Origin of the sequence: Burkholderia sp. 4NA327C6, assembly GCF_005502655.1 — a bacterium.
In the GTDB taxonomy this organism is placed as follows: domain Bacteria; phylum Pseudomonadota; class Gammaproteobacteria; order Burkholderiales; family Burkholderiaceae; genus Burkholderia; species Burkholderia contaminans.
This window is the reverse complement of record NZ_SCNZ01000070.1, coordinates 22059-33435: the sequence shown is the minus strand read 5'-3', so window position 1 is coordinate 33435 and position 11377 is coordinate 22059. Positions and strand designations below refer to the sequence as shown.

Here is an 11377-nt window from a genome sequence, read left to right as displayed (position 1 = left end):
AAAACCAGCGGGTAACGAAGAGTTATCCACACCGGAATAGATGTACTACGCTGTCTCGGGGTGGGTCAGATTTAGATGAAATCGGTGGGTTAAGACTCGGTGGAAATCAACAGTGATGTTGACAGCAGCATCGGTGACACCGAGCAGCTTCGAATGAGAGGGCACCTCGATCACGAACAGATGGCTGACCCGCAGGCCCGGCACACGCAGTCCCCGTTCAGCGTCGAGCAGCGCGTGCATCAGCGTATCGGTATGCAGGCGCCCCTTCATCACGACATCGGCAGCACCACGACGCACCAGCTCCACCGCCTGGGCCGCCGCGTGGCCATCGCTCTCGGCAGGTGCGATCCACTCGTCCTGCACCCGCCATCCGGCCGACCAGGCAAGCTGCTGAATGGCCTGAGACACGCCCACGAGGCGCGGTTCAATCCATCCCTGCTCCTGCGCTTCGCGCATCGTCTCGATGACCAGGTCCTGTTCCGCGCCCGCTACCGCAACGCGGATGGGGGCAAGGGAGCGGGCTTTGTCCACAAGCTGATGCAGGGACCGCGGTGTCTGCATCACGATGCTATGCCTTGGCGCGAGCCGGTGTCGCGAGGGAGCCAAACAGCAGAGAGAAAGCCTGCTCCTCAGCTGCATCACGTTGCCCGCGTGCCGTCACAATGGTTTCAGAAACCTGCTGGATGAGGGCCCGTTCCTGCGCAAGGAAGGGGTTGCCGGCGGGTAACGGTGTGCGGCGCTTTTCCAGCAGTCTGGCGAGCTGGGCGATACCGTTCATCCATGGGCTGAACATTTCCGAGAACATGTAACGACTGGTTCGCATCGGATGCATCCACTCCAGCATCGCGGCACTCCACGGATTGGCGAAGGTGCGCACGAGCGGACTGATGAACGTGCGGTATGCGCTCTCGTTCAGCTCGGAGAGCTGGCGCACATGCTCGAACGCTTCGTGAGGTGTCCCAAAGTCGAGATCCTGGACCTGTCGTTCCTCGAAGCGCACGGCGTACTGCGGTTGACGACAATCCGGATTTCCCGTGGGATTGTCGATCTTCATCTCGTAGAGGCCCGGTGCAAGGGACTCGATCTCCTCGAGACTTTCGAGAATCGCCCGATGCTCGAGGCGTGCCACGCTCGCCGATACGAAGAGTCCCAGATGGCCGGCATGAGGGTTCGTCAGGTAGACGATCCGCTGCCCGGCCGCCTTGAGATCATCGGTGTTCCGGTAGACCGCCGGAATCCACCCCAGCGCCTGCTGGGGCGGCGTGATGTTATCGCCCCAGGACGCGAAGATCACGAGCGGATTGCGGATGCGCCGCAGGTCGGCGACACAGTCTTCGCAAATCCGGACTTTTCCCTCCTCCAGCCGGTTGCCGATGAACAGATTTTCGACGATGGCGAGGATTTCCTCCCGGCTCAGGAAGTAGAAGCCGTTCCACCAGCGCTCGAATTCAAGAAAGCGCTCGCGCTCGGTGTCGATATGGGTGAACAGGTTTGCGTACTTGTCCCAGACCGCTTCCGGCTTCAGGTTTTCGAAGTTTGCCGCGAGCCACGCGCCGTCGAAGCGGCCGGCATCCATATCGGCAAGCAGGTGCGTGAGCCAGGCACCGCCGACCAGCCCGCCGGCAATGCGCATGGGATTCACGCCGGACTCACCTGCCCAGTAGGAAAGCGGTGAGCCGTTGAGCACCGCCGGGCCGACAAGCCCTTCGCAGTCGGCTGAAAGCAGCGTGATCGCCCAGCCCGCCTGGCAGTTACCGTACAGGACCGGCGGCTTGCCGGGGTGCCGTCGCGCGACTTCCCCGACGAATCGCCTCAGTGCGTGCAGCACGTCGGCGAGCGTCTGGCCCGGACAGGGCTCTGGAAAGAAAGTAACGAAGTACACCGTATGGCCTTCGTGCATGGCCATGCCCACTTCGGAGTCGCGCTTGAAGCCGCCGATGCCGGGGCCGTGCCCGGCACGAGGATCGACGATGACGACGGGCGGCTTCGACGGATCGAAACAGGCGTCGAAGCAGACGTCGCCGGCGCGCGTGATCCGCAGCAGTGCGTAATTGGCTGGGCGCTCGAAACGGCGCGCATCGAGCAGCAACTCATGGTCGAAGTCGAGGAGCGGCGGCTTTCCCGCGCGCTCGTGCCCGATCATGTTATCAGCCCGCTCCCGCAATGCGTCCCAGAACAGCACGCTGCGTTCAGTGAAGTCGCGCAGATAATCCAGCGCGTCCCGGAGGGCGTTATCAGTTTCCGTTCCAGCCAGTCCCTCAGGCGGTGAGACCATGGCAGACTCGCGCGGCGCAGGCGTCGCCTTGCTGCGTTTCGAATGTGCGGTGGACTGCACGGGCAAGTTCACCTCGGTTTCAGACATTGATCCGTTCTCCATTCACGGGGAGTGGCAGTGCGGCACTTGGCAGAAGGGCACCTGCAGAGGTCCGGCACCTTGCATTGGCAAAACAGCCTCACCGTAGCAATTGTGGGTTCGGCGTGCTTGATGTGGATCAAGCTTGACTTTCGCCCGCGAGCGACGACCTGCACGGCCCCCGCGATCACGCCAGAGCAGTGTCCGCAGGTCATATCCGGTACTTGCAGTTCGATGTTGAAACTCCGTTTGTTGGTAAGACAGTTTTATTTTCGACATTCCAGCGCTGGGAAGGTCAAGGCTTTTCCCGCTAACGGGGGACGTTCCCATCGCGAGACAAAAGTTCGGGCATTGGCAGTCGCGGAGCGACGGGCAGTGCGTGCGCAGGACCGACGCACGCCTAGTGATAGACTCGCAGCGGCAACAGAAACAAGCACACACGAACATGGACACCCTTCGTACGCTGATTGAACACTGGAAGACAGACCCTGCAGGGACTTTCCAGACATGGTTTTTGTGGCCGGAGCGCTTGAAGAACTTCCGCTCGATTCGCCAAGGCATCCGGCAGGTCGTGAAGGAAATCGAAGCCGGCACTTTCGGGAATGCATACCGCGGCTCCACGCTAGAGACGGTTGTTGCATCGGTTGCGGAGCAGCGCCAGATATTCAAGGGCGCCGATCATGCATTTCTCTGGAAGCCGAAGCTGCGCATCCCCGATATCTACGAGAATCCGGCAAACCAGCGTGCGTTCGGCAAACTGCTTGATACATGTGACTGCTGCAACGAATCGGAAGAAGTTCTCTCCGCGATCCGGATGCTGGATTCCCACGGCATAAAGGGGCTGGGGCCGGCAGTGGCAAATCTGCTGTATTTCATACACCCGACGCTTGTCAGCCCGTTCAATACCGCCATCGTAAAGGGCTTCAATGCGATCATGCGGGCGAACGTGAAACTGGGGCGCTGGGATCACTATCTGGCGATGCGCGAGGGCATTCTTGGTCTGAATCGCGAACATCGAACGCTGCTGTCAAACGACCTTGGCGCCATTGCTGGCTTTCTGTTCGATGTCGGCATGGACCGCTACCCGTTGCCACCGGTTGCATACGGCGACGCCGCTTCGCACGACGCTTGGATAAAGGATCTGGACGCGGTGCGTGCGCAGTCGGCTGTGCTCATGAAGCAACTCGAAGCAAACCGGCAGCAGGACGCCACTCATACCGAGGTTCAGGGCTGGTTGCGTGATCTCGGGCACGCGCTCGGCTTCCGGGTCTGGATCGCGACCAACGACCGTTCGCGCCCGTATGCTGGCGGCAAACTCGCGGACGGATGCGTGGCTGAGCTGCCCGCTTCGCTTAGCATCAATGGAGCGGATACAGTGCCGCTCATCGACGTGATATGGCTTGATCCTGACGGGTCCGTCGCTGCGGCGTTCGAGGTCGAGCATACGACCTCAATCTATTCGGGCATTGTCCGCCTGCTCGATCTTGCACTCGGCTCCGTCACGTCTGCACAACGGCATCTTTACTTGGTCGCCCCGGACGCACGGGAAAACGACGTGCGAAGCCAGTTGGCTCGCCCGGCGTTCTCGCGGGTCAGCGAACTCGGCATCAAGTACCTTCCATATGGAGCGCTCAAGGAGCACCGTGCGAGCATCGAGCGCTTTGGTGCCGGTATGAAGCCTGTCGAAGCAATTGCGAAAGCACTTTAATGCCTTCTGACGTGGCTCGGCAATCGCAGCACGAGCAGAATGTGCGACACGTGAGCGAAATGGCCTCCCGGGTGTATGCGAGATCGTTGCAGTATTCGCTGAAACCAGACCTGTTGCCTCGGGTCCTACGTCTGGACCGTTGGGCGGGCGGGAATGTGAAAAAGGCGCAGTCCCACGCTGCCGACTGTGACCGATGTGAGATTGCCCCACAAAGCGCGCATCCTGCGTATAGATGGGCACCGTGACGCAGCGTCCAAAGGATAGCAATCTGTGCGATCGCACTCCCCAGGGCGCTCGCGCAAAAGATCAGGGCCTATGCCCCCCGTGGAAACCATGAGGCACGTACCCGCTTCCCCCTCGGCCGTCCAGACTGCCAAACGCGCCGAAGGCGGCCAAATCGGCCGAACCGGCCACAGGTCTGCCACGAGTTTGTCAACTATCCGAATCTTTATTTCTAAATAAGTTGGAAAGAGGCTGAGGCTAGCCCAATCGCACGGCGCAGTCATTTCAAGCGTGATAATGCACGGCCGTTGCAGCACCGCCGGTCCGCGTGATCAGTCCGCCTTGGGCTGACCGGTACCCCGAGACGATTCCACGGAGTAGGCATGCGTCCGTTGCGCCGAAGACGGATTCTTGGTCGCTCGATAGTCGGCTGCATAGGACACGTCATCGAACTGCCAGCGGTCGTATTCGCGCATTGCGTGGCGGCTGAAATCGTGTTCGCCGCGCAGGTGGACGTTCTCCACCTCGATACCGGGCACGGCGGCCAGAATCGTCTCGAACTCGAGCACCACAGGCTCGATCGCCTCACGCACCGCGCTGTCTGTGTAGACATCGCGTCGGCACAGCAACACGACGTCGCACTGGTACGGGACGGATTCATCCGTCAATTCCGCGTGGCGCGGGTTCAGCAGCAGGAAGATCTCCGTGATCGCCGGCGCGGCAGCCAGCGCCTTGCGCAGCTTGTCCTCGGCGCCGGACCGCTTTAGGCGCTCGTTGAACGCATCGGGCAGCGCGGCCCGCTTGTAGCGCATCGTCAGCCAGTCGACCAGATCCTGGCAGGCGCGTCGGTCGATCGCGAGATCGTCCGACGGGGTCGCGTCAACCAGCGCGGCGCGGCCCACCAGACAGCGATCCCACGGGCGAAACGTCAGGTGCCGGGCGCCGTCGGTGAGCCGTGCCGCGAAGCGGCGAAAGCTTTTCAGAAACGTGTCCTGGGGGTTGGGCGCCCCCGCGCGGATCGCCGCGACCGCAAATTCGAGATACGGCTCGGCCTCATCGGACACGCAGACGATGTCGCAAGTCTGGCTGATCGCGATGGCACACGCGTCACCTCGTTCGAGCTGATCGGCAAGGTCATCGCGCCCCTGCCGCCGAAGTGCTGCGACCACCGTCGCGGTCGCAGCCGCCCCGGCAATCGCGCCTTGCTGCCATCCCTTGTCGTTGAGTCGGCTACCAATCGCGGGCGGGTTGCGGGTCTCGTCCAATCGTGACCTCTCAGACGCCAAAGCCGCGCGCGACGAGGTCGTCGACGCGGCGCGACGCCGCGATCTGCGCGCGGCACTGATCGGCGATCGCGCGCAGCGCCGCTTCGCAGCGCGGGAGGTCAATCGGCGCCTCCTTCAGCAGCGCGAACAGGCTTCGACCGTCCTCGCCCTCCAGCGCCATGCCGTGCAGATGACCGCCCAACGCGCCGACTCCGTAGGCGTTCCAGATCTTCGTGAGCTTTTCAAGCGCCGCCAGGCGCTCCATCGCGTCATCGTTGACTTGTCCCTGATGGGACGGATCCAGCCAGTTGTACACGGAAGCGCGCACGCAGCGTAGCGACTCGGCCAGCTCCTTCGTCGACAACCCAAGACCCGCCTTCACGGCCATCAGCCGTTCGCGCAGCGGCACGGCGCGAGCAGGCACGGCCGACGACGGGGCCACCCGCGTCCGAAGGTGGCGGGTGTAGGCGGCATAGTACTCGACCGGCAACGCCTCCTCATCGATCCGAATTTCAGCCGGTTGGTCCGAGGCGGAACGATAGCCCGCCGCGATCGAAATCACGTCCGGCGCCACGCTGGACATCGAGATCGCCCCGCCGGTGGAGATCGCAAAGTCGTCGAGTGGCCACCATGCGGGCGACCATACCGGCACGCATGCGTCAATCAGCTGGATCATGATTGCGCTCCATCTTTCCAATAGGCCTGCCCCCGTGCGCTTGTCAGCCCCTTGAACAGCGCGGATTGGGTCTCGTGCAGGACGCGCATCACGCCGGCAAAGCGGGCCACGTCGACCGCAGCTTTGATCTCGGTCGAGACATCGATGTCGAGATAGCCGACCTTCGCCGCCGAGTCCGTCGCTGCTAATTCCTGAGTGGACTGCAGCCGCGACGACGGGATCAGCTCGGGCACCAGCATCAGATTGAGCGGCTGGGGTTGCGCCACCGGCGCGGTGAGGCTCAGGCGCGTGGTCGCCACGTGCGGGGGCGGGCCGGACACTTCATAGGTCAGCTCATGGACATCGCGCGCCAGCCGCGCGCCGTTGACCGGCACCAGCAAGGCGGACAGCGGGGCGGCAAAGAAATCGGCAACCCCGAGGCCGCCCTCGGCATGCACGATGTCCCAATAGCGCAGGCCGACGCGCTCGACGAACTGGTGTTCCCGTACCTGCACGAGCGCCGCGACCACCTCGGTGAACAGTGCGCTGAACGCGGCGGAATCGGTGTAGCGCGTCACGTGCAGTGCCAGCACGTCCGCGGTCAGCACCACGCAGGCGTCGGCCTCGGCGGTCAGGAAGTGGAAGCGCGGCGCGACCTGCTGACGCACGCCCTGCGGCTCGAAGATGAAGCCGAACTGTTGTCCACGCACCAGGCGCGGAAAGCGCGCGCCGAGCGCATCCTGCAGGCTCGCGGCGAACGGATCGAGATTGAGGATGCTCGCGAGCCGCAGCTCGGCGGCGACATAGGCAAGCGGCGCGTGTTTCCAGCTGCCAAGGGTCTGCATGGCCGGGTTCCTTAGAGTATGGGTCGATTGTAATCGCAGTTGGATTGCCTTGGACACAATTTTGGACACCCTCGCCCGGCCTAGTCAACGGTGATAATCGGTATTAGCACCGTTGCGAATAATGGGTAAAATTGGGGGTAGGGTACTTTACGTCCCGCCAGAACGGGGGCCTTCCACTTACCGACCAACACGATGGGAAACCAGCAGAAGAACCAAATCGGTGTCGACGTGCGGCAGTTGCTCGATGCGGCGGCCGACGCGATGTGGGCCCGGCTGAAAGCCAGCGGAGCGAGCAAGCGACCAGACCACAAGGGGCTGCCGCCGGAAGCCGCGATCCGCGAGCGTCCGACGAAGTAAAAGTTGGTTCATTGCGGAAGTAAAATTTGTATCATTGGCCGACCGTCGCGCGATCAGAACAACTGTGCGGTAAGCGCTGAGAGGTTGACCCATTTCACCGTGCTGCGGAAAAATCTCCCGTCCTCGTCGACCGACTCAATGATCACGCGCTCACCGCGCGCTTCCGCCACCACGCGCACAACACGCTGTCCGTAACGCATCAACGCGCCGATCTCCGGGCAGACCGACTGACGCCGCTGTCGTTTGATCAATTTCACGTCCCGACGGCAGGTTTTCGGCTACCACGCAGGGACTTCACTGGACCGCCGGCGGCACGCCCGGCGCGGCGAGACATGCGGCGCTCCGGTGCGCTACCCGCCGGACTAGTCGATTTCTGTCGCAGCGCTACGGTTTCCTGGATCTGCGCATCGTAGTTCGCCTGCAGCGTCGCCAGTCGCCCCTCCAGCATGCCCGCATGATGGCGCAGATCACCCAGTTGCGTTTGCAGGGCCTGGATCTCCCCCTGCGCACGTTCACCGTCGCGGCTTGCACGTTGCTGCGCGCTTTCGAGTTCTCGCTGAAGGCGTAAAGCCGCGCTGCGCTCGCGCTCGATCTCAAGCAACGCACGCTTCTCCGTCGCCTGCAGACGCGTTTCTGCCAGTTCGGCGCTGGCACGCAGCTTGTCGAGTTCAGCCGCGAAATCAGCGCGAGTCTGTGCGAGCGCAGACTCGCGCTCACGGCCGTCCTGCTGCAGGCGCGCAATTTCGCCTTCCAGCGCGCTGCGTGTCGCGCCGGCAGCGGCCAGTGCCCGCTCCAGCTCACTCACCTGAACCTGTGCCGCGAGCAGAGCGCTCGTGCGTTGCTCGAGTGCGGCTTCTGTGCGTGAGAGATCGGCCCGTATTGTCGCGACCGAAGCTTCAGCGACACGGCGCGCCCCTTCGACGTCGTCGCGCAGCGCGGCGAGCGATGCTTCAGCGGCCGACGCGGCACGCTTCCAGAGCGCGGCCACAAGCTCGCCGGCTGCGTCCTGCAGATCCTCGGGCAGGTCCGCGTGCTCGATCCGCATGCGGCTTTTTTCGCGCAGGTCGGTCCAGAACTCCGCGAGCACGGCCACCGGCGTGCTCATGCTGCCACGGCGCACCAGCTGGTAAAGGCGGTTCGCTGTGGGCGTGATGCCAAAGCGAAAGAACAGCAGTACACAGGCCTCGCGGTACAGCTCGCGCGTCCGCGGAAAGGCAGCCTTGAGGCGCTCGATCTCGGCGGCGAGGTGGATTTCGTCAAGGGGCGCGTTGGACATGGGGAGCTGGAGTAGCAAATTCCAATAAATATTACTGCATAAACCGTTTGTTTCCTACCTTTTGAAGCTCACATTTTGACATTATCCGTATAATGTTGAAACCTTGGTATGGTCATGCGAAAATCGCCGTGTCTCACCCAACGTCATACTCGCGCCATGCAGATTGCCCTGATCGCACCACGGCCACTCGATGCACTCGAAATTCCTGCCGCACTGGATGGCCGGGACGGCATCAACCGCACTCCGGGCCGGCGACAGATCGCAGCCAACGACGATCTGAGCGCGATCCGCGCGTGGCTCGCGCGCGTCGTCGAGACGAAAACCACCTTCGAGAACTACCGCAAGGAAGCCGAGCGCCTGCTGCTGTGGTCACTCGTCGAGCTCGGCAAGCCGCTGTCGTCGCTCACGCACGAGGACCTACTCGTGTATCAGCGCTTTCTCGCCGATCCGCAACCGCGCGGGCGCTGGGTCGCCAGCGGCCGCAAGTTCCCGCGTCACGATCCACGTTGGCGGCCGTTCCACGGTCCGCTCGCCCCCACCAGCCAGCGTCAGGCCATCGTGATCGTCAACGCCCTGTTCGCCTGGCTCGTCGAGGCCGGCTACCTCGCCGGCAACCCACTCTCGCTCTCACGCCAGCGGGCACGGCGCGCCACGCCGCGCGTGACGCGCTTTCTCGAGCGCGATCTCTGGCAGGAGGTCAAGGTCTACATCGACAGCCTGCCGCGCGAGACAGACCGCGAACGCGAACGCTACTGGCGCGCGCGGTGGCTGTTCACCCTGCTCTACCTGGGCGGCCTGCGGATCACGGAAGTCAGCACCAACACGATGGGAGACTTTTTCTGCCGGCGCGATGCCGACGGGCACGAGCGCTGGTGGCTCGAAATTACCGGCAAGGGAGAAAAGGAGCGCCTGGTGCCGGCCTCCGCCGAAATGATGGTCGAACTCGGACGCTACCGGCACGAGCGCGGTCTGCCGGTCCTGCCGGCCCCACGCGAGCCTATCCCACTCGTGCTGCCACTCGGCAAGTCCATGAAGCCCCTCACGCGTGCAGCCCTCCACACGATCGTCAAGGGCATTTTCGCGGGTGCGGCGGAAAAGTTGCGCCTGCGCGGCGAGGATTACGCTGCCCGCGCGGCGCAGCTCGATCGCGCCTCGGCGCATTGGCTGCGCCATAGTGCGGGTTCGCACATGGCCGACGGCAACGTCGACCTGCGCATGATCCGCGACAACCTTGGGCACGCATCGCTCACCACGACGAGCCTGTACCTGCATGCAGACGACGACGATCGGCATCAGGAAACCGAGCAGAAACATCGCATCGACTGGTAGCCCAGTTGGCACGCGCAATCGACTGTATCCACGATACGCAAACATCGTAAATATTGGGTTGCAGCGATGGCCGGTCGACAGGGAAAACTCATCGGATAGGCGATGATGAAAGCCTGGTACGGCGTCGCCATCGATGCCATCCGCGCGGGGCCGACATACATGCTTGTCTGGATGCCCATGTAGTTCTGGCCGATCTTGGTTGCGTTCCACGCTCGTGTTGCAACCCGCCCTGCTGTCCAGGCTGCACTGAAAGCCGAGGGCCTTGCCTAAGCGTCCCATAGCTTCGCCCGGCATTACCAGGGCGGTACATTTTAGCTTACGGCTCGGTCAACTCCACCGCCGCTGAAAATCAGAACTTGCAGTGGATGCCTACAACGTGACTTGCATGATCTTGAGCGCCACGCGAGGCGACGTTCGCGCCAGCGAGCGACGTAGATCGGGAGGCAACTCTGATGCGTCTGCTGATGTGAATCCGATTTTCTCGAAATAGGATGCGACACCGTCGGAGAGCGCGACCAGCGACTCGACCCCGTGCTGTCGCGCATCTGCGACGAGGATGGACAGGATAAAGTCACTCAGCCCCGCCATTCGCGCACGTCGCGCAACGGCGATTCCCCGAAGGAACCCGACTTTGCCATAGTGTTCGAGCCCGGCGCATCCAATGACGCCACCGCTGTCCCTCGACACTAAATAGTGATCGATGTGCTCACGAATGCCTTCAACGGGGAGGTCGCACTCACGGAAAAGACGTTCCACATCGGGGATGTCCTGCGCGGTTGCGTAGTAGGGATGCATGGTGCTGTCCTGCGGTCAATCTGTTCCGAGGCATCCTACGTCGTCTCACGTTTTTGCGCGGTTAGGAGTTTTTCGTAGGTAGGTTCACGACCGGTGAAAGACCCGATAAAGCAGGAGATTCGCTTCGTTCCCTGAACGGCTGAAGCCTCTTTGTGCGCAGACAGTGGCCAGCCTTCGACATCTTCAGCAGCACGCGCGGCTCCTTGGCAACGCGTCGGTAGCGATCGTCACCGATCAATTGGGCAGTTACCGCGCGGCGAAAGCTGAAATCCCGGAACTGGCGAACGTGAAGCACGTCTTCGTCAAAGCGGCTGCACGCGTTAACAACCGTACCGAGAACAGTCATCAGCCCACGCGTGAACGCGAGCGCCGCATGCGCGGTTTCCGACTGCCCGATCGTACACAGACGTTCCTGTCGTGCTTCGGTCCGATCCGGCAACACTTGCTGCGCGCCTCGCTCTATCGAAAACAACTCGCGATCCGGTTCGAAGCCTGGCGCCAGTTTACGGGGCTCGCCCAAAATCCGCCTACCGGTTTCTGAGAAATTGTCTCGCCTGTCCGCGATGTGTCAA

The 11377-nt window shown here is 62.5% G+C and carries 11 protein-coding genes and 1 pseudogene; 4 read left to right on the top strand and 8 right to left on the bottom strand.

All coding sequences use genetic code 11. The features are described 5' to 3' along the window. Window positions 1–45: 45 nt before the first annotated feature. Complete coding sequence (locus FFS49_RS38690; protein ID WP_171026905.1) at window positions 46–564, bottom strand: hypothetical protein; 519 nt, start codon at window positions 562–564, stop codon at window positions 46–48. Window positions 565–568: 4 nt separating this feature from the next. Then, window positions 569–2275, bottom strand: coding sequence for a DUF3141 domain-containing protein (locus FFS49_RS38685; RefSeq protein ID WP_226285495.1), 1707 nt, complete (start codon window positions 2273–2275; stop codon window positions 569–571). 523 nt (window positions 2276–2798) lie between these two features. Between FFS49_RS38685 and FFS49_RS38680 the strand changes: the two genes are divergently transcribed. Further along, window positions 2799–4061 (top strand): hypothetical protein, encoded by a 1263-nt coding sequence (locus FFS49_RS38680; RefSeq protein ID WP_060092512.1) that lies wholly within the window; start codon window positions 2799–2801, stop codon window positions 4059–4061. A gap of 554 nt (window positions 4062–4615) precedes the next feature. On the opposite strand, the gene FFS49_RS38675 is transcribed toward FFS49_RS38680, so the two are convergent. From FFS49_RS38675 to FFS49_RS38665, 3 genes are read right to left on the bottom strand one after another with little or no spacing between them, the layout of a single operon-like run. Beyond that, window positions 4616–5548, bottom strand: coding sequence for a hypothetical protein (locus tag FFS49_RS38675; protein WP_060092514.1), 933 nt, complete (start codon window positions 5546–5548; stop codon window positions 4616–4618). Window positions 5549–5558: 10 nt separating this feature from the next. Continuing rightward, a complete protein-coding gene (locus tag FFS49_RS38670; RefSeq protein WP_060092516.1) occupies window positions 5559–6224 on the bottom strand; it encodes a hypothetical protein in 666 nt (221 codons plus the stop codon). Then, window positions 6221–7048, bottom strand: coding sequence for a TIGR04255 family protein (locus FFS49_RS38665; RefSeq protein WP_060092518.1), 828 nt, complete (start codon window positions 7046–7048; stop codon window positions 6221–6223). The genes FFS49_RS38670 and FFS49_RS38665 overlap by 4 nt, the downstream gene beginning before the upstream one ends. A 192-nt stretch (window positions 7049–7240) precedes the next feature. Here FFS49_RS38665 and FFS49_RS42290 point away from each other — a divergent pair, with 192 nt between their 5' ends. Then, the gene (locus FFS49_RS42290; protein WP_155632599.1) at window positions 7241–7405 is read left to right on the top strand and encodes a hypothetical protein; all 165 of its coding nucleotides are present in this window, start codon (window positions 7241–7243) and stop codon (window positions 7403–7405) included. Between the two features lie 53 nt (window positions 7406–7458). Here FFS49_RS42290 and FFS49_RS38660 read toward each other — a convergent pair whose 3' ends face one another. Together FFS49_RS38660 and FFS49_RS38655 are read right to left on the bottom strand one after the other, a co-directional pair. Beyond that, entirely contained in the window at window positions 7459–7662 is a 204-nt protein-coding gene (locus FFS49_RS38660; protein WP_081071385.1) for a hypothetical protein, read from the bottom strand. Continuing rightward, window positions 7659–8681, bottom strand: a complete 1023-nt coding sequence (locus FFS49_RS38655; RefSeq protein ID WP_060081971.1) for a DNA-binding protein — start codon at window positions 8679–8681, stop codon at window positions 7659–7661. Before FFS49_RS38655 ends, FFS49_RS38660 begins: the two co-directional genes overlap by 4 nt. Window positions 8682–8837: 156 nt before the next feature. Between FFS49_RS38655 and FFS49_RS38650 the strand changes: the two genes are divergently transcribed. Then, window positions 8838–10010 (top strand): tyrosine-type recombinase/integrase, encoded by a 1173-nt coding sequence (locus FFS49_RS38650; protein WP_059888478.1) that lies wholly within the window; start codon window positions 8838–8840, stop codon window positions 10008–10010. 369 nt (window positions 10011–10379) lie between these two features. Here FFS49_RS38650 and FFS49_RS38640 read toward each other — a convergent pair whose 3' ends face one another. Then, window positions 10380–10805: a GNAT family N-acetyltransferase gene (locus FFS49_RS38640; protein WP_059888480.1), complete on the bottom strand. Its 426-nt coding sequence runs from the start codon at window positions 10803–10805 to the stop codon at window positions 10380–10382. Between the two features lie 196 nt (window positions 10806–11001). On the opposite strand from FFS49_RS38640, the pseudogene FFS49_RS38635 reads away from it, so the two are divergent. Continuing rightward, window positions 11002–11346, top strand: a pseudogene (locus tag FFS49_RS38635) (DDE-type integrase/transposase/recombinase); the annotation flags it as partial. Window positions 11347–11377 lie beyond the last annotated feature (31 nt).